This window comes from Burkholderia sp. B21-005 (assembly GCF_020843965.1).
Taxonomy (GTDB): Bacteria; Pseudomonadota; Gammaproteobacteria; order Burkholderiales; family Burkholderiaceae; genus Burkholderia; species Burkholderia ambifaria.
The window spans coordinates 705,466-723,908 of record NZ_CP086302.1; the positions used below are offsets into that span (position 1 = coordinate 705,466).

Genomic DNA, 18,443 nt, shown 5'->3' on the forward strand with positions numbered 1-18,443 from the left:
AACGCGCCGTGTTGCAAACATGAATCGCCGACCTGCCCGTGAATCTGCCTCGCCGTTGATTGCGGCGACGTGAGCGCGCGGCCTTCCGTTCCATCCGAACCAACCGGATTCGTTCCGAACGACGACGTGCAGGCGTGACGCGCGAGGCCGACGATTGCCGGTCGGTCGTCGAGGATGAACTGCCGGTGCATGCAGATGGGCGACCATGACCTCCGGATCGTCATGCCGACGCGCGAAACGCAGGCGCACCGCGCCCGACGCATGCGCATGCGTGCCGCATGCGGTCCAGCGCGGCGCTCCGCGCAACATCAGTAAATCGAAGGTGTAGTTCAGGGGAAAGGTCCGCCGGCCGCGCCGCGGCGGATCCGATGACATTGTGCTGTCAGTTGATCCACTACCCCGATGGATCAATTGTTGAAGCGCCCATCGCCATGTGGTCGATGGGCGTCTTTTTTTGTGCACCGGTCTCGCGCGCGGACCGCCGGCCCGATCGCGCGGCGTTCTGTATCATGTGCTGGCGCGCTGGCCGCCCGTGCGGTGCACGACCTGCCGCCGCGCCCGAACACGCGCCGCCAACATGAACGACACCGCCTTGCACGACCCCTCATCCGCCAGCATCGATCCGGCCGCGCTCGATGCGCTGCACACGTTCGTCGAGCGCCATCCGCGGCTGCTCGTGCTGACCGGTGCGGGCATCAGCACGGATTCCGGCATTCCCGGCTATCGCGACCGCAACGGTCAATGGATGCGCTCGCCGCCGATCCAGCTGCACGAATTCCTCGGTTCCGACGCGGCGCGCCGACGCTACTGGGCGCGCAGCATGATCGGCTGGCCCGTGGTCGGCCGCGCGCAGCCGAACCGTTCGCACGTCGCGCTCGCGCGGCTCGGCAGCGCCGGCCGGATCGAGCGCCTCGTCACGCAGAACGTCGATGGCTTGCACCAGCGCGCGGGCAGCGGCGACGTGATCGAACTGCATGGCGGCATCGACCGCGTCACGTGCCTCGATTGCGGCGCGCATCACGCGCGCGCGACGATCCAGACCGTGCTCGAAACGGACAACCCGGAACTGCTGGGCGCGCAGGCGGAGCCCGCCGCCGACGGCGACGCGCACCTCGAATGGGCCGCGCTCGACACGTTCCGCATTCCGGCCTGCCCGGCCTGCGGCGGGCTGCTGAAGCCGGCGGTGGTGTTCTTCGGCGAGAACGTGCCGCGCGAACGCGTCGCGCTGGCGTCGCAGGCGCTCGATGCGGCCGATGCGCTGCTCGTCGTCGGCTCGTCGCTGATGGTGTATTCCGGCTATCGGTTCTGCGTGTGGGCGCAGGCACGGAACAAGCCCGTCGCCGCGCTGAATCTTGGCCGCACGCGCGCCGATCCGATGCTGGCGCTGAAGGTCGAGGCGCGTTGCGCGCCCGCGCTCGACGCGCTGAACGCGCGGCTGGGCGTTTCTGGCGGTGCGCCGGAGCACGCATCGTGACCGGGCCGACGTCTTCGTCCGATCCGTCCGCGCGGCTGTCGGCGCCGGCCGCCGAGCGCAATCGCGGGCCGATCCTCGACGTGCTGCGCCGCGTGCTGCCGGCGAGCGGCAGTGTGCTCGAGATCGCGAGCGGCACCGGGCAGCATGCGGTCCATTTCGCGCAGGCGCTGCCGGGGTTGCGCTGGCAGCCGAGCGATCCCGACGCGCACGCGCGCCGCTCGATCGCCGCGTGGGTCGCGCATGCCGGCCTCGCGAACCTGGCCGAGCCGCTGGCGTTCGACGTGCGCGACGCGTCGTGGCCGGCCGCGGCGCTCGACGCGATCGTCTGCATCAACATGATTCATATCTCGCCGTGGGCCTGCACCGACGCGCTGTTCGACGGCGCGTCGCGCGCGCTGCGCCCGGGCGGCGTGCTGTTCCTGTACGGCCCGTATCGTCGCGAAGGCCGGCACACGGCGCCGTCCAACGCAGCCTTCGACCAGCAGTTGCGCAGCCGCGACCCGTCGTGGGGCGTGCGCGATCTCGAGGCGGTCGTTGCGCTCGGCCTCGATCGCGGGCTCGACTGCATCGAGGTCATCGAGATGCCGGCGAACAACCTGAGCGTCGTGTTCCGCCGGCTGCCGCACGCGGAGCAATGACACGCCGGCGCGCATCGCGGCCGGGTTTCCACTATCCTTTCGCCTGTGCGCGCGGCCCGGTTCGGGTCGCGCCCCGCTTTTTCCGGAGAATTGAATAATGGGCAAACAAGCAATCGGTGTGATCGGGCTCGCGGTGATGGGCCGCAATCTCGCACTCAATATCGAGAGCCGCGGTCATGCGGTGTCGGTGTACAACCGCAGCAGCGCGAAAACCGACGAACTGATCGCCGAATTCCCCGGTCGCAATCTGGTACCGACCTATACGCTCGAGGAGTTCGTCGCGTCGCTCGAAACGCCGCGCCGGATCCTGATGATGGTGAAGGCCGGCGAAGCGACCGATGCGACGATCGCATCGCTCAAGCCGCTGCTCGAGAAGGGCGACGTGCTGATCGACGGCGGCAATACGCATTTCACCGACACGATCCGCCGCAACCAGGAACTCGCGCAATCGGGCCTGCACTTCATCGGCACCGGCGTGTCGGGGGGCGAAGAGGGCGCGCTGCGCGGCCCGTCGATCATGCCCGGCGGCCAGCGCGACGCGTACGACCTGGTCGAGCCGATCCTCAAGCAGATCGCCGCGAAGGCGCCGTCGGACGGCGAGCCGTGCGTCGCGTACATGGGCCCTGACGGTGCGGGTCATTACGTGAAGATGGTCCACAACGGGATCGAATACGGCGACATGCAGTTGATCGCCGAGAGCTATGCGGTGCTGAAGGACGTCGCGGGCCTGACCAACGACGAACTCGGCGCGGTGTACACCGAGTGGAACCAGGGCGAACTCGACAGCTACCTGATCGAGATCACGTCGAAGATCTTCGGCAAGAAGGACGACGAAACCGGCAAGCACCTCGTCGACGTGATCCTCGATCGCGCCGCGCAGAAGGGCACCGGCAAGTGGACGAGCCAGAACGCGCTGGATCTGGGCGTGCCGCTGCCGCTCATCACCGAGTCGGTGTTCGCACGCGTGCTGTCGTCGCTGAAGACCGAGCGCGTCGCGGCCAGCAAGATCCTGTCGGGCCCGGCCGCCGCGCCGCTCGACGGCGATCGCGCCGCGTTCATCGAAGCGGTGCGCCGCGCGCTGTACCTGAGCAAGGTGATCTCGTACGCACAGGGCTTCGCGCAGCTGCGCACGGCGTCCGAAGAGTACGGCTGGAGTCTCGACCTCGGGACGATCGCGAAGATCTTCCGCGCGGGCTGTATCATCCGCGCGCGCTTCCTGCAGAAGATCACGGACGCGTACGCGAAGGATCCGGCGCTCGCGAACCTGCTGCTCGACCCGTACTTCAAGGACATCGCCGCGAACTACCAGGCATCGCTGCGCGACGTCGTGGTGGCCGCGGTGAAGGCCGGCGTGCCGGTGCCGGCGTTCGCGTCGGCGGTCGCGTACTTCGACAGCTATCGTTCCGAGCGGCTGCCGGCGAACCTTGTGCAGGCGCAGCGAGACTTCTTCGGCGCACACACGTTCGAGCGCACCGACAAGCCGGGCAGCTTCCACGCGAACTGGTCGTAACGGGCTGCGAGGACGGTATTGTTGCGAAAATCTATTCTTTGAGTAGGGTTTTTCGTTTCCGGATCCCGGAATTGTTGGCTCCGCGGAAACAGTGTTTTCGTTCTTTCATGGTTTTCCCTAGGTGATCTCCGGACTAAACTTTGTTCAATCGCTGCAGACATGGTGTGTGCGGCGAAGCAAAAAAATCCCGGAGGTAATCATGAAATCGCTGATCGCAACGTTCGCTGCAGCTGCTGTCCTCGCCGTTCCCGCCGTGTCGTTTGCCCAACAGAACGCGCCCGTTACCCGTGCGCAGGTCAAGGCCGAACTGGCCCAGCTGCAACAGGCCGGCTACAAGCTGGGCAGCGACCGTACCGACTACCCGGCAGGCATCCAGGCAGCTGAAGCCCGTCTGAGCCCGCAACAGAACGTCGCTGCCGCCGATACGACCGGCTACGGCGCGCAACCGGCCGCCCAGCAAGAGTCGGGTGCTCCGGCAGCCGCCAAGACCGGCTGGCAAGTGAAGCGCGTGTCGGATGGCGCACCGGTCTACAAGGGTCGTTAATCGTCATCGATCGCAGGCCGCATGCGCGGCCTGATCCGACCCCCGCAGTACACGCAGCCCGTCGTTCCGCATCACGGAACGACGGGCTGTTTTCATTGGTGCCTGCCGCGTCAGTGCAGCGGCCGCGGGCCGCGGCCGATGTCCCGGAACAGCGCATCGGCGGGCTCGAGCGCCTGTAGCCACGCTTCGTCGTAGCCGCTCAGCGTATCGAGCGCGTCGCGCAGCCGCTCGATAGCGAGCACCGGCAGCTCGACGCTGTGCCGGGTGGCGCCGCTCAGGTGCGCGACGCTCGCCAGCTGGACGAGGGCGTCCGCGGCTTCGGCGACGTCCGTCGCGAACAGCAGGTGCCGATTGAGCAATTCGACGAGGCCGCTGGAACCGGCGAAATCCTCGGCGTTGAACTGCACGGACAGAAACATCGCATTGTTCATGTTGATCTCCTCGTCATTGGCGGATCGTGCGGTGCATTTCGGAGTATAGGAGGTGGCCGGCAGCGGGGCGGTGGCCGGCCGGCCGCCGCGGTCCGGCCCGCAGGAAGCCGCCCGGACGCCCGCGCGGCGCGGCTTGCGGACCGCCGACACCCGTCCGCGGTGCCGCAAGATTGTTGCCGGATCGAGCGCCTGTCGCGGTCCCGAGCGCGACAAATGGTATCTTTCACGATCGGGACGACGTGCAAAAGGCGCGAAAAAGGGGCCGGTGAGCCCCGTCGCGTCGGCGTTCCGCTGTGGAAACTGACGGCCGCGAGAGCGGTCGGATACTGGTTGGTCCGGCCATGCGGCCGGACATCGTGCGTCGCGTGCCGGAGGGCGGTGGGCGGCGCATCGACGCAAATCCGGGAGGACCCTTGAGAAAAACGATTCCGATCCACGATGCGCTCGCGCGCTGGTTGCCGCAGGCGGCGTTCGTCGTCGCGGCCGCCGCGCTGACGGGCTGTACGATGACGCCGTGGACCGACAACTGGCAGCCGGTGCGACCGTCGACGCCCACGTCGGCCGCCACGCCGGGCGTGATCGCCGGCTATTACCGCGTGAATCCGGGCGACACGCTCGCCGGCATCGCCGCCGCCTACGGGCAGCGCGTGCAGGACCTGGCCAGCTGGAACCACATGTCGCCCAATGACGCCGTGTCGCCCGGCCAGGTGCTGCGCGTCGCGCCGCCGCCTGCCGCGACGTCGCTCGGGCAGCCGTCCGCCGCGGCGCAACCGGGCTCGCTGGCATGGCCGGCCACGGGAAGCGTCGCCGCGCCGTTCTCGGCCGGCAGGACGCGCGGCATCGTGATCGCCGCGTCCGGGCCCGACCATTCGGTGCGGGCCGCGGCAAACGGGCGGGTGGTCTACGCCGGCGCCGGCGTCAAGGCGTACGGCCCGCTCGTGATCCTGAAGCATGACAACGGGCTCATCACGGCCTACGGGCACAACGGCAGGCTGCTCGTCAACGAAGGCGACGCGGTGCGTTCGGGCCAGCCGATCGCCGAGATGGGCACCGACGCGAGCGGCCGCTCGACGTTCGAGTTCGAAGTCCGGCAGAACGGCAAGGTCGTCGATCCGATGAACTTCCTGCCGCGCAACGGCGGCTGACGCGCCGCATCACGACGTGTGCGCCTGGCGGCGCACACGTTCCCGCCTTCATCCTTCCTTCAGCTCCGTGGCGTCAGACTGCCTCGCATGATTGCCGAGCCAGCGAATGCCCAGCGCGAGTCCCGTCGCGCCGAGCGCGATCAGCGAACACTGGATCGCGACCGGCAGATAGCCGTTCGGCCGCGGATCGACGAACGGGTAGGGATACCAGTTCTCCACCGCGCCGCGCACGAGCGTATAGCCGAGATAGACGAGCGGAAAGCCGAGCCATGCGAGCGCGCTGCGCCACGGGATCGGCGACCGCGGCTCCACGTACAGCCAGTCGCACAGCACCACGAGCGGCACGATCCGGTGCAGGACCCAGTTGTTCAGGGCCGGCGTGACGTGTAGCAGCGCATCGAGCCGAGCGAGCAGCAGCTCGTAGACGATCGCGGTGATCAGCATGTAGAGCACGGCGGCGCCGCGCATCGATTCGTAGCGGGCCGAGCCGGGGCGCGTGACGCGCGACAGCCCCGCGACCAGCATGGCCGCCGCATACAGGCTGCTCAGTTGTGTGAAGTAGCTGAGGTAGTTGCCGAGATGAAAGGTCGGCATGGCCCAGTAGTCGGCGACGCTGTGCAGCGTGGTGGACACCGCGAGCAACGCGGCGATCAGCCGGTAGGCCGCAACGAAGAACGCTTTGCTCATGATGCCCGCGCAACGTCGCACCAAAGCTTCATCGTGCCACAGCCATCGGCGCGCGCGATGCGGATTTTCCATATGACAGCGCGGTGACGCGGGCGCTGCGCGGATTCTTCGGATATTTGATCCGGCCGAGGAACACCGGCCGCACGTGAGGCTACAATCGGTGCAGCCGCCGGGTGCCGCCCGGCCGCCGCATGGGCCTCCCCGCAGACCAAACGAGAAATACGAGACGAAGCATGAGAAACATCCTCGCGAAACAGACGCGCTACAGCTCGCCTGCGATCTTCTTCCACTGGATCATCTTCCTGCTGGTGGCGCTGGCCTACCTCGCCATCGAGGTTCGCGGACCGAAAGGCAGCGACAGTCGCGCGTTCTGGATGAACGTGCACTTGCTCGCGGGTACGTCCGTGCTCGTGCTCTCGGTGCTGCGCGTGTTGTGGCGGGTGGTCAGCCGCGTGCCGGAGCCCATAGTGCAGGCGCCGCTGCTCAAGTGGCTGTCGAAGCTCGCGCATGTCGCGCTGTACCTGTTCATCATCGCCCAGCCGCTGCTCGGCATCATGATGATCAACATGGGCGGCAAGCCCGTATCGCTCGACTGGATCGGCGTGTCGTTCACGCTGTTCGGCCCGGACAAGGCGCTGCGGCCGACGATCAAGGCGGTGCACGAACTGCTCGGCAATGCGTTCTACTTCGTGATCGGCCTGCATGCGCTGGCCGCGCTTTACCACCATTTCATCCGGCGCGACGACGTGCTGCGACGCATGGCGCCGTGATCGCCGCGCGCTGAAGCCGCGCAGCAGCCGGGGGCGCATGGTTGTGTTGACAACCATGCGCCCCCGGTTCGTTTACCGCGATGCGCGACTGGCCTTCGCGGCAAACCTTCTGTAACATCTCGGCTGTTTTTACATTCCGCTTACGCGTCGCCGCGCATGCTGCATCGACATCGTCACCTGACCGCCTGGCTCGGCGTGTTCGCGATCTGGCTCGCGATCGCGGCGCCGCTGGTGTCGCAGTGGCGCCTTGCGCGGGTGGCGATCCCCGACGCGATTGTCTGCGGTAGCGAGCATGGCGCGCACCGCGCGCCCGATGCAGGCCACGCGCACGATCACGCGCTGCATCTCGACGCGTGCGGCTATTGCGGCTTCTTCGCGCACAGTCCCGCGATCGGCGGCGCGGCCGCCATATCGTTCGCTTTCGTCCCCGTCCATGTCGTTTCCGCCGTCGCGCCGCATGCCGTCGCGCCGCGCGCCGCCCCCTATCCGCGCGCGTATCCACGCGCACCGCCCGAGCGCGCCTGACGCGCTGCCTTCCGTTCCATTCATCGCCGACATCCGTGCGGTCCGTCGAGGCCGCGTGGAGGGCGTCACTCGGGCTTTCGATCATGACCATTCTTTCCTTGCGCACGCCGAGGGCGTCGCGCCATTGCAGGGCGCGGCGCGTGCCGCGCATGCTGAAACTCACCATTCCCGCGCTGGCCGTCGGCGCGATGACCGCGGCGGCCGCCGCGACTGAAGCCGCGCGTGCGGCCGGTATGCCGACGGACGACGCGGCCGTGCTGCTGCCGCCCGTCGAAGTCGTCGCGTCGCCGCTGACGACACCGCTCGTCATCGTCACGGATCCGAAGACGCCGCGCCAGCCGCTGCCGGCCAGCGACGGCGCCGATTACCTGAAGACGATTCCCGGCTTCACGTCGATCCGCAGCGGCGGGACGAACGGCGACCCCGTGCTGCGCGGGATGTTCGGTTCGCGGCTGAACATTCTGGCGAACGGGATGCCGACGCTCGGTGCGTGTCCGAACCGGATGGATGCGCCGACCTCGTATATCGCGCCGGAAAGCTATGACAAGGTCACGGTCGTGAAGGGCCCGCAGACGGTGCTGTACGGTCCCGGCGCATCGGCCGGCACCGTGCTGTTCGAACGCGTGACGCCGCGTTTCGAGCGCCCCGGCATGCGCTTCGACGGCAGCGTGGTCGGCGGCTCGTTCGGCCGCAACGACCAGAACGTCGATGTGACGGCCGGCACGCCGGACGTCTATGGCCGCGTGAGCGCGAACCACGCGCACGCGCAGGACTACCAGGACGGCAACGGCAACACCGTGCCGTCGCAATGGGACAAGTGGAACGCGGATGCGGCGCTCGGCTGGACGCCCGACGATCACACGCGCGTCGAACTGACGGCCGGCACCGGTGACGGTTATGCGCGCTATGCGGGGCGCGGGATGGACGGCGCGCATTTCCGTCGCGAGACGTTCGGCCTGTCGTTCGACAAGCGGCATCTCGGCGACGTGCTCGACCGCATCGAGGCACGCGTGTACTACAACGAAGCCGACCATGTGATGGACAACTACACGCTGCGGCAGCCCGACCCGACCAGCAGCATGCCGATGCGGATGGCATCCGAAGTGCGGCGCCGCACGCTCGGCGCGCGGGCGGCGGCGACGTTTCGTTTCGGCGACGACTTCAAGCTCGTGACCGGCGTCGACGCGCAGTCGAACCGGCTCGATGCACGTTCGGCGATGGGGCGGCAGAACTACGGCGACCAGCCGTGGGATGCGCAGGCGACGATGTGGAATGCGGGCGCGTTCGGCGAGCTGACGTGGTACGCGAGCGATGCGTCGCGCGTGATCGGCGGCGCGCGGGTCGACTACGCGAGCGCCCGCGACAAGCGTGCGACGACGAGCGGGATGATGGCGAGCAAGCCGAACCCCACCTTCGACGACGATCGCGCGCGCGTGCTGCCGAGCGGCTTCGTGCGCTACGAGCGCGATCTCGCGTCGCTACCGGTCACGTGGTACGCGGGGATCGGCCACGCGGAACGCTATCCGGACTACTGGGAGCTGTTCTCCGCGAAGCGCGGGGCGGCCGGTTCGGTCAACGCGTTCTCGGCGGTGCAGCCGGAGAAGACCACGCAGCTCGACATCGGCGCGCAGTACAAGAGCGAGCGGGTCGATGCGTGGGTGTCGGCCTACGCAGGCTATGTGCAGGACTACATCCTGTTCAATTACGCGGCCGGAATGATGGGCCCGACCACGCAGGCGACCAACGTCAACGCGCAGATCATGGGCGGCGAAGCCGGGGTGTCGTGGCGGCCGGTCGCACCGCTGCGCGTCGAGACGTCGCTTGCGTATGCATGGGGGCGCAACGCGACGAGCGGCGATCCGTTGCCGCAGCTGCCGCCGCTCGAGGCGCGCGTCGGGCTCGAATACACGCGCGGCGCATGGTCGGCCGGCGGCTTGTGGCGGATCGTTGCGCCGCAGCATCGCTACGCCCTGAATGAGGGCAACGTGGTCGGCAAGGACTTCGGTCCGAGCGCCGGGTTCGGCGTGCTGTCGCTGCATGCGCAGTACAACGTCAGCAAGAAGGTGCAGATTTCGGTCGGCGTCGACAACGTGCTGGACAAGGCCTATACCGAGCACCTGAACCTCGCCGGCAACGCGGGCTTCGGCTATCCGGCGAACGCGCCGGTGATGGAGCCGGGGCGTACGGCATGGGTGCGCGTGAGCGCGAAGCTCTGATGCCCGGCGCGTGTGCGATGCAGCATGCACGCGCATCGACGCGACCCCGCCCGAACGGGCGGGGCGCGTCAACCGATTAGAGAACCGTATCTAGTCAGGGCGCAAACGTTCGCGACTCGTGCTTCACTCCCGCATTCGACGCACACGATGCCGGCGACTGTCGGCAACGTGCCGTGCGCGTCGATCCGATCTCATTCGCACCGGCAGCACAATAATCAGGAGAACATGCATGGCCAGATCGATGCGTTCCAGGGTGGTGGCAGGGGCAGTGGCATGCGCGATGAGCGTCGCGCCGTTCGCGGGGACGGCCGCGATGATGACGCTCGCGACGACGCACGCGGCGATGGCGGCAACGGCGCCGTCGGACGACTACGCGGCGACGCGTTATCCGATCATCCTCGTGCACGGGCTCACCGGCACCGACAAGTACGCGGGCGTGCTCGAGTACTGGTATGGCATCCAGGATGACCTGCAGCAGCACGGCGCGACCGTCTACGTCGCGAACCTGTCCGGATTCCAGAGCGACGACGGTCCGAACGGACGCGGCGAACAACTGCTCGCTTACGTGAAGACGGTGCTCGCCGCGACCGGGGCGACCAAGGTCAACCTGGTCGGTCACAGCCAGGGCGGCCTCACGTCGCGCTATGTGGCGGCCGTCGCGCCCGATCTCGTCGCGTCGGTGACGACGATCGGCACGCCGCATCGCGGCTCCGAGTTCGCCGACTTCGTGCAGGGCGTGCTCGCCTACGATCCGACCGGGCTGTCGTCGTCGGTGATCGCCGCGTTCGTCAATGTGTTCGGGATCCTGACGAGCAGCAACCACAACACGAACCAGGACGCGCTCGCCGCGCTGAAGACGCTGACGACCGCCCAGGCCGCCACGTACAACCAGAACTATCCGAGCGCGGGCCTCGGCGCGCCGGGCAGTTGCCAGACGGGTGCGCCGACGGAGAGCGTCGGCGGCAATACGCACCTGCTGTATTCGTGGGCCGGCACGGCGATCCAGCCGACCATTTCCGCATTGGGAGTCACGGGCGCGGCCGACACCAGCACGATTCCGCTGATCGACCCGGCGAACGCGCTCGACCTGTCGACGCTTGCGTTGCTCGGCACGGGCACGGTGATGATCAATCGCGGCTCGGGCCAGAACGACGGGCTCGTGTCGAAGTGCAGCGCGTTGTACGGGAAGGTGCTGAGCACGAACTACAAATGGAACCATCTCGACGAGATCAACCAGTTGCTCGGCGTGCGCGGTGCGTATGCGGAAGACCCGGTCGCGGTGATCCGCACGCATGCGAACCGGCTGAAGCTCGCGGGCGTGTAATCGATGACGGCACGTGAAGGACGCGCGCCGCTGGTGCGGCGCGTGGTGGTCTACGGTGCGGTGGGGCTGGCGGCGATCGCCGGCGTCGCGATCTGGAGCGGCGCGGCGTCGCATCGTGGTGCCGACACGGCGCACCTGTCGACCGATGCGGCGGCGCGCGACGGCGCGAGCGCCGCACCGCCGCAGGCCGCATTGCCGGCGAGCGCGGGCCTGCCGTCGCCGCTCGCCGGTTCCAGCGCGCCGCGGCTGCCGCTCGATGCCGGCGGCCATCTCGCGAAGTCGCGCGCGGTTCGCGATTTCTTCGACTATTGCCTGAGCGCGCAGAGCGACCTGAGCGCGAGCGCGCTCGATGCGCTCGTCGTGCGCGAGATCGCCGCGCAGCTCGACGGCACGATGGCGCAGCCCGAGGCGCTCGACGTCTGGCATCGATATCGCGCGTATCTCGACGCGCTCGCGAAGCTGCCGGACGCCGGCGCGGTCGACAAGTCGGATCTCGGTGCGCTGCAGCTCGCGCTCGACCAGCGCGTGTCGATCGCGTACCGGACGCTCGGCGACTGGAGCCAGCCGTTCTTCGGCGCCGAGCAGTGGCGGCAGCGCTACGATCTCGCCCGGCTGAAGATTGCCCAGGACCGCACGCTGACGGATGCGCAGAAGGCGGAGCGGCTCGCGGCGCTCGCGGAGCAGATGCCGGCCGACGAACGCGCGGCACGGCAGAAGGCCGACCGGCAGCAGGCCGCGATCGACCAGATCGCGCAATTGCAGAAGAGCGGGGCGACGCCCGACGCGATGCGCGCGCAACTGACGCAGACGCTCGGGCCTGACGCCGCTGCGCGCGTCGCGCAGATGCAGCAGGACGACGCGTCGTGGCAGAGCCGCTACGCCGACTATGCGGCGCAGCGCGCGCAGATCGACGCGGCCGGGCTGTCGCCGCAGGATCGCGACGCGCAGATCGCCGCGCTAAGACAGCGCATGTTCACGAAGTCCGGCGAAGCGGTGCGAGCGGCGTCGCTCGACCGCGGCGCGGCTGCCGCGCGATGACGAACGATGGCGCGTGATGGCGCACGGTGACGCACGCCATCACGCCGCGCGCGTGAAGTGCCGCGGCAGGTGCTGTTCGATGGTTGCCGCGAGCGTGTCGAACGCGGGGCCGATGCCCTCGTGCGCGACGCATGCATAGCCGAGCAGCAGGCCGCGCCGCGCGGTGTCCAGCCGGCTGTAGTAGCTGGTCAGCGGGCGCACGATCACGCCCGCGTCGAATGCGCTTTGCGTGACCGCGCGATCGTCGCATGTGTCGGGCAGGCCGAGCACCAGATGCAGGCCGGCTTCGTCGCCCATCACGGGCAGCGCGTCGCCGAAGCGCGCATGGATCGCATCGATCAGCAATTGCCGGCGCTCGCCGTACAGCGTGCGCATCCGTCTGACGTGTGAAGTCAGGTGCCCGTCCATGATGAACTCGGCGAGCACGGCCTGCTGCATCAGCTGGCCCTCCCGATACAGCTCCGACAGCCCGGTGCGGAACGTGTCGACCAGATGCTCGGGCACGACCATGTAGCCCATCCGCAGGCCCGGGAACAGCATCTTGCCGAGGCTGCCGACGTAGATCACGCGGCCGCCGTCGTCGAGCCCCTGCAGTGACGCGAGCGGGCGGCTGCCGTAGCGGAATTCGCTGTCGTAGTCGTCCTCGATGATCCAGCAGCGGTGCCGGCGCGCGTATTCGAGCAGCATCCGGCGCCGCGCGAGACTCATCACCATCCCGAGCGGATACTGGTGCGACGGCGTGACGAGCACGAGCCGCGGCGGCTGCTGCATGTCGCTCGCGCTCGGATCGATGCCTTCCTGGTCGACCGGCACTGGCGTGAGCGTGAGGCCGGTCGCCTGCAGCACGCTGCGTACGCCCCAGTAGCACGGCTCCTCGACCCACGCGCGATCGCCGATGTCGGACAGCAGCCGCACCGCGAGGTCGATCGACTGGTGGATGCCGGTCGTGATGATCACCTGATCCGGCGAGCATTTGACCGAGCGCGCGACGCGCAGGTAGTCGGCGAGCGCGCGGCGCAGCGGCCGGTAGCCGCCGCCCGGCGCATAGGTCAGCAACTCGGGATTCGCTTCCTTCCACAGTCGCGCCTGCAGGCGGCTCCAGGTGCGGCTCGGGAATTCCGATACGTCCGGCACACCCGGCATGAACGCGCCCCATTGACGTCGCGACACGCCGGCGTGCTCGATCAGCTGCCGGCCGCGCATCGACAGGCCGCCGTGCGCGTCCGGCAGCGGCGGTTCGTCGGCGGCCGACGGGGGCGGCGCGGCGCCCGGCGCCTGGATGATGGCGGCGTCCGGCCGCGTGTCGGCCACGTAGGTGCCGCTGCCGGTCGTCGTCAGCACGTAGCCTTCGGCCGTCAGCTGGTCGTACACGTGCAGCACGGTATTGCGCGCGATCGACAGGTCGGCCGCGAGCGTGCGCGAACTCGGCAGTTTTGTGCCCGGCCCCAATTCCCCGGTCAGGATGGCCTGCTGCATCAGCTGCAGCAACTGCCGGTACATCGGTTCGGGCGAGCTGCGGTCGATCCGGCCCGAGAGCCAGTCAGCGACGATGACGGTGTCCAAAGTGGTCCCACGCGGAATATTGAAATGGTTCCCTATTGTAGGACCGTGCGCGCCTTATAGTGAATCTCATCTCATAATCAATTGTCGCGCAGCAAGGGGACAGCCACGATGAAGTCCGATGATGTGATCGTCAGCTTTCGCGGCGTGCGGAAGACCTACGACGGCGAGACGCTGGTCGTCAAATCGCTCGACCTCGACATCCATCGAGGGGAATTCCTGACGCTGCTCGGGCCGTCCGGCTCGGGCAAGACCACCTGCCTGATGATGCTGGCGGGCTTCGAGTTTCCGACGGGCGGCGAAATCTGGCTCGACGGCGAGCTGCTGAATACCGTGCCGCCGCACAAGCGCAACATCGGCATGGTGTTCCAGAACTACGCGCTGTTTCCCCACCTGACGGTCGAGCAGAACGTCGCGTATCCGCTGACGGTGCGCAAGCTGTCCGCCGCCGAGCGCGTGGAGCGCGTCGCGCATGCGCTGAAGATGGTGCAGATGGAACGCTTCGCGAAGCGCTATCCGGCGCAGTTGTCGGGCGGCCAGCAGCAGCGCATCGCACTCGCGCGTGCCCTTGTGTTCGAGCCGAAGCTCGTGCTGATGGACGAGCCGCTCGGCGCGCTCGACAAGCAGTTGCGCGAACACATGCAGTACGAACTGAAGGCGCTGCACGAGAAGCTCGGCGTGACCTTCGTCTACGTGACGCACGACCAGGGCGAGGCGCTGACGATGTCCGATCGCGTCGCCGTGTTCGACAAGGGCATCGTGCAGCAGCTCGATACCGTCGATTGCCTGTACGAATCGCCTTGCAACGAATTCGTCGCGAACTTCATCGGCGACAGCAACCGGCTGCGCGGCACCATCGCGCGCGTCGACGGCGAGTTCTGCGAATTCCGGCTCGACGACGGCACGCAGCTCGTCGGGCGCCGCATCGGCGATGCGGCCGAAGGCGCGCCGGCGGTCGCCTGCATCCGCCCCGAACGCATGAGCCTTGCCGCCAACGGGCACGCGCATGGCGCCGCCGCCAACCGCGTGACCGGCGAGGCGCGCAGTCTCATCTATTTCGGCGATCACGTGCGCATGCGCTGCGCGCTGCCGGGCCAGGAAGAATGCTTCGTGAAGGTGCCGCTCGGCACGGATGCGCTCCACGCGTTCGCGCCCGGCGCACCGGTCGCGCTCGCCTTCGCGCCCGAGCACCTGCGCGTGTTCGCCTGACACCGGGTTTCACCGTTTTTCCGTAGCACGTCGTCAACAACAAAGCCCATTTCCACCACGAGAGGAGAGGAACCATCATGAACGGAGCAAGCTCTACCGCACGTCGCACCGCGCTCGCACTGGCACTGGCTGTCGTCGGCGCATCGGCCACGGCGGCCGAACTCACGGTCGTCAACTTCGGCGGCGCGAACGGCGACGCGCAGAAGGCCGCATTCAACCAGCCGTTCGAGAAGGCGACCGGCAACAAGGTCACGGCCGTCGAGTACAACGGCGAGCAGGCGAAAGTGAAGGCGATGGTCGAGGCGAAGCACGTCAACTGGGACGTGGTCGAAGTCGAATCGGGCGACCTGAACCGCGGCTGCGACGAAGGGCTGTACGAGAAGCTCGACTGGTCGAAGATCGCGAAGAAATCCGACCTGATTCCGGAAGCGCCGCAGGTGTGCGGTGTCGGCTTCTTCGTGTGGTCGACCGCGCTGTCCTACAACGCGGACAAGCTGAAGTCCGCGCCGACCGGCTGGGCCGATTTCTGGAACGTGAAGAAATTCCCCGGCAAGCGCGGGATGCGCAAGGGTGCGCGCTACAACCTCGAGTTCGCGCTGATGGCTGACGGCGTCGCGACGAAGGACGTGTACAAGGTGCTCGGCACCAAGGCCGGCCAGGACCGCGCGTTCAAGAAGCTCGACGAGCTGAAGCCGTATATCCAGTGGTGGGAAGCCGGCGCGCAGCCGCCGCAGTTCCTGGTTGCCGGCGACGTCGTGATGTCGACCGCGTACAACGGCCGCATCGATGCCGCGCAGAAGGAAGGCAAGAACCTGAAGGTCGTGTGGAACGGCAGCATCTACGACCTCGACTACTGGGCGATTCCGAAGGGCTCGCCGAACAAGGCGCTGGCCGAGCAGTACATCGCATACACGCTGACGCCGAAGCCGCAACAAGGGTATGCGCAGCACATCGCGTACGGCCCGACGAACGTCGTGGCGATCAAGTCGCTCGACGCGAAGACGCTCGCGAACCTGCCGAACTCGCCGGCCAACGGCAAGAACGCGGTGCTGGAGGACATCGGCTTCTGGACCGACCACAGCGACGAGCTCGAGCAGCGCTTCAGCGCGTGGGCCACGAAGTAACCGTCTTCAGGCTGTCCTGATGCAACCTGCCGCGCGACGCGCCGAACGCGTCGCGCGGCATTCCGCCGGATCGAGCCCGGCCGGAGAGAACCGTTGAACACGATGACGATCGCTCCTTCCTCGCCGTCGACAGCCGCGCTCAAGCGCGAACTGAAGGCCGCCGAGGCCCGCAAGCGCACGATGGCGCTGCTGCTGGTCGCACCGCTCGCGATCTTCCTGCTACTCATTTTCGTCGTGCCGATCGGCACGCTGCTCACGCGCGCGGTGCAGAACCCCGAGATCGCGACCGCGCTGCCGAAGACGGTCGCCGCGCTGTCGGGCTGGGACCGCAAGGCGCCGCCGGCCGACGCTGCGTACGTCGCGCTCGCGGCCGACATGACGAAGGTCGCCGACAGCGAGGCGATGGGCGCGCTTGCACGGCGCCTGAACACCGAGATTCCCGGCTACCGCTCGCTCGTCGCGAAGACGGCGCGTGCGATGCCGCTGAAGGGCGACAACGATGCCGTCACGGCGCTGACGCCCGCGCAAACGCGCGCGAAACTGCTCGACCTCGATGCGCGTTGGGGCGATGCTGCGTACTGGCAGGCGATCGCGAAGAACGGCAGCCAGGTGTCGCCGTTCTATCTGCTCGCCGCGCTCGACCACAAGGAGGACGGCTTCGGCCGGATCGTGCAGGCCGATCCCGATCAGTCGATCTATCTCGCGATCTTCGGCCGCACGTTCGTGATCGGCGTCGCGGTCACGCTGTTCGCGCTGCTGCTCGGCTATCCGCTCGCATACTGGATCTCGACGCTGTCGGATCGGCGCGCGAACCTCGTGATGATCCTGGTGCTGATTCCATTCTGGACGTCGGTGCTGGTGCGCGTGGCCGCGTGGATCGTGCTGCTGCAAAGCGAGGGGCTGATCAACACGGCACTGATCGGCAGCGGGCTGATCTCGCATCCGCTGGCGCTGCTGTTCAATCGCGTCGGCGTGTACATCTCGATGACGCACATCCTGCTGCCGTTCATGATCCTGCCGCTCTACAGCGTGATGAAGTCGATCCCGCCGACCTACCAGCGCGCGGCCGTCTCGCTCGGCAGCCATCCGTTCGCGGCGTTCTGGCGCGTGTACGTGCCGCAGACCTATCCGGGCGTCGGCGCGGGTGCGCTGCTGGTGTTCATCCTCGCAATCGGCTACTACATCACGCCCGCGCTGCTCGGCGGGCCGAACGACCAGATGGTCAGCTACTACGTCGCGTACTTCACGAACGTGACGATCAACTGGGGCATGGCGTGCGCGCTCGGCGGGCTGCTGCTCGCGGCGACGCTGGTGCTATATGCGGTGTACGGGCGCTTCACGCGCTCGAACGTGAGCCTCGGCTGAGCGCCGGGCACAGGGAAACGGGAAGGGGATGTCGACCATGAAACTCGCCAGGCCGCTGTTCGCGCCGCACATGTCGTTCGTCGAACGCGCGTGGTATGTCGCGCTGCGCGTACTCGTCGTGCTGACGCTGCTGTACCTGATCCTGCCGGTGCTCGCGATCGTGCCGCTGTCGTTCTCGTCGAGCACGTTCCTCGTCTATCCGATCCCCGGCTTCTCGACGCGCTGGTACGAGAACCTGATCGCGTCCGACGAGTGGCGGATGGCCGCGAAGAACAGCTTCATCGTCGCGCCGTCGGCGACCGTCGTCGCGACCGTGCTCGGCACGCTCGCCGCGATCGGCCTCACGAAGGCGGACTTCCGCGGCAAGGGGCTCCTGATGGCCGTGCTGCTGTCGCCGATGATCGTGCCCGTCGTCGTGGTCGGCGTCGGCATGTACCTGTTCTTCGCGCCGCTCGGGCTCGCGAATACCTACACGGGGCTGATCGCCGCGCACGCGGCGCTCGGCGTGCCGTTCGTCGTGACGACGGTCGCCGCGACACTGCAGGGCTTCAATCAGAACCTGGTGCGCGCGAGCCTGTCGCTCGGCGCGAATCCCGTCACGACGTTCTTTCGCGTGACGCTACCGGTGATCGCGCCGGGCGTGATGTCGGGCGCGCTGTTCGCATTCGCGACGTCGTTCGACGAAGTCGTCGTCACGCTGTTCCTCGCGGGCGCGGACCAGACGACGCTGCCGCGCCAGATGTTCACCGGCATTCGCGAGAACATCAGCCCGACGATCGCCGCGCTCGCGACGATCCTGATCATCTTCTCGACGAGCCTGCTGCTCGCGCTCGAATGGCTGCGCGGACGCAACGCGCGACGGGCGGTATCGTAACGCGATCGT

Annotated in this window: 17 protein-coding genes; 14 read left to right on the top strand and 3 right to left on the bottom strand. The window is 67.8% G+C overall.

Annotated features, from left to right (window positions below; translation table 11 throughout):
- The first annotated feature begins 577 nt into the window (after positions 1–577).
- The 4 genes from LMA02_RS19555 (at position 578) to LMA02_RS19570 (ending at position 4,166) form a co-directional block, all read left to right on the top strand.
- Positions 578–1,474 carry an NAD-dependent protein deacetylase gene (locus tag LMA02_RS19555; RefSeq protein ID WP_228909453.1) on the top strand — a complete coding sequence of 299 codons (897 nt, stop codon included), beginning with the start codon at positions 578–580 and terminating at the stop codon, positions 1,472–1,474.
- The gene (locus LMA02_RS19560) at positions 1,471–2,112 is read left to right on the top strand and encodes a DUF938 domain-containing protein (protein WP_228909454.1); all 642 of its coding nucleotides are present in this window, start codon (positions 1,471–1,473) and stop codon (positions 2,110–2,112) included. Before LMA02_RS19555 ends, LMA02_RS19560 begins: the two co-directional genes overlap by 4 nt.
- A 97-nt stretch (positions 2,113–2,209) precedes the next feature.
- Positions 2,210–3,622 carry an NADP-dependent phosphogluconate dehydrogenase gene (gndA, locus tag LMA02_RS19565; RefSeq protein WP_228909455.1) on the top strand — a complete coding sequence of 471 codons (1,413 nt, stop codon included), beginning with the start codon at positions 2,210–2,212 and terminating at the stop codon, positions 3,620–3,622.
- Positions 3,623–3,821: 199 nt separating this feature from the next.
- Complete coding sequence (locus LMA02_RS19570; RefSeq protein WP_166725900.1) at positions 3,822–4,166, top strand: DUF4148 domain-containing protein; 345 nt, start codon at positions 3,822–3,824, stop codon at positions 4,164–4,166.
- 110 nt (positions 4,167–4,276) lie between these two features.
- Here the strand turns inward: LMA02_RS19570 and LMA02_RS19575 are convergent, their stop codons facing one another.
- On the bottom strand, positions 4,277–4,597 hold the full coding sequence (locus LMA02_RS19575; RefSeq protein WP_166725899.1) for a hypothetical protein: 321 nt from the start codon (positions 4,595–4,597) through the stop codon (positions 4,277–4,279).
- Between the two features lie 413 nt (positions 4,598–5,010).
- Between LMA02_RS19575 and LMA02_RS19580 the strand changes: the two genes are divergently transcribed.
- Positions 5,011–5,742 carry a peptidoglycan DD-metalloendopeptidase family protein gene (locus LMA02_RS19580; protein WP_228909456.1) on the top strand — a complete coding sequence of 244 codons (732 nt, stop codon included), beginning with the start codon at positions 5,011–5,013 and terminating at the stop codon, positions 5,740–5,742.
- A gap of 48 nt (positions 5,743–5,790) precedes the next feature.
- Here the strand turns inward: LMA02_RS19580 and LMA02_RS19585 are convergent, their stop codons facing one another.
- Positions 5,791–6,429, bottom strand: a complete 639-nt coding sequence (locus tag LMA02_RS19585; RefSeq protein ID WP_228909457.1) for a Pr6Pr family membrane protein — start codon at positions 6,427–6,429, stop codon at positions 5,791–5,793.
- A 233-nt stretch (positions 6,430–6,662) separates the two neighbouring features.
- Here LMA02_RS19585 and LMA02_RS19590 point away from each other — a divergent pair, with 233 nt between their 5' ends.
- The 5 genes from LMA02_RS19590 to LMA02_RS19610 all read left to right on the top strand — a co-directional run bounded on the left by LMA02_RS19590 (position 6,663) and on the right by LMA02_RS19610 (position 12,302).
- A complete protein-coding gene (locus LMA02_RS19590) occupies positions 6,663–7,199 on the top strand; it encodes a cytochrome b (protein ID WP_228909458.1) in 537 nt (178 codons plus the stop codon).
- 156 nt (positions 7,200–7,355) lie between these two features.
- Entirely contained in the window at positions 7,356–7,724 is a 369-nt protein-coding gene (locus LMA02_RS19595; RefSeq protein ID WP_228909459.1) for a DUF2946 domain-containing protein, read from the top strand.
- A gap of 83 nt (positions 7,725–7,807) precedes the next feature.
- Positions 7,808–9,940, top strand: a complete 2,133-nt coding sequence (locus LMA02_RS19600; protein WP_228909460.1) for a TonB-dependent copper receptor — start codon at positions 7,808–7,810, stop codon at positions 9,938–9,940.
- Positions 9,941–10,169: 229 nt separating this feature from the next.
- Positions 10,170–11,264, top strand: coding sequence for an esterase/lipase family protein (locus LMA02_RS19605; RefSeq protein WP_228909461.1), 1,095 nt, complete (start codon positions 10,170–10,172; stop codon positions 11,262–11,264).
- A gap of 3 nt (positions 11,265–11,267) precedes the next feature.
- Positions 11,268–12,302 (top strand): lipase secretion chaperone, encoded by a 1,035-nt coding sequence (locus LMA02_RS19610; protein WP_228909462.1) that lies wholly within the window; start codon positions 11,268–11,270, stop codon positions 12,300–12,302.
- Positions 12,303–12,341: 39 nt separating this feature from the next.
- Here the strand turns inward: LMA02_RS19610 and LMA02_RS19615 are convergent, their stop codons facing one another.
- On the bottom strand, positions 12,342–13,865 hold the full coding sequence (locus tag LMA02_RS19615) for a PLP-dependent aminotransferase family protein (protein WP_228909463.1): 1,524 nt from the start codon (positions 13,863–13,865) through the stop codon (positions 12,342–12,344).
- A gap of 108 nt (positions 13,866–13,973) precedes the next feature.
- On the opposite strand from LMA02_RS19615, the gene LMA02_RS19620 reads away from it, so the two are divergent.
- The 4 genes from LMA02_RS19620 (at position 13,974) to LMA02_RS19635 (ending at position 18,434) form a co-directional block, all read left to right on the top strand.
- Positions 13,974–15,071, top strand: coding sequence for an ABC transporter ATP-binding protein (locus LMA02_RS19620; RefSeq protein ID WP_228909464.1), 1,098 nt, complete (start codon positions 13,974–13,976; stop codon positions 15,069–15,071).
- A 77-nt stretch (positions 15,072–15,148) separates the two neighbouring features.
- Positions 15,149–16,195 (top strand): ABC transporter substrate-binding protein, encoded by a 1,047-nt coding sequence (locus tag LMA02_RS19625; RefSeq protein WP_228909465.1) that lies wholly within the window; start codon positions 15,149–15,151, stop codon positions 16,193–16,195.
- 102 nt (positions 16,196–16,297) lie between these two features.
- Positions 16,298–17,560 carry an ABC transporter permease gene (locus LMA02_RS19630; protein WP_228910059.1) on the top strand — a complete coding sequence of 421 codons (1,263 nt, stop codon included), beginning with the start codon at positions 16,298–16,300 and terminating at the stop codon, positions 17,558–17,560.
- A 37-nt stretch (positions 17,561–17,597) separates the two neighbouring features.
- Positions 17,598–18,434 (top strand): ABC transporter permease, encoded by an 837-nt coding sequence (locus tag LMA02_RS19635; protein WP_040141016.1) that lies wholly within the window; start codon positions 17,598–17,600, stop codon positions 18,432–18,434.
- Positions 18,435–18,443 lie beyond the last annotated feature (9 nt).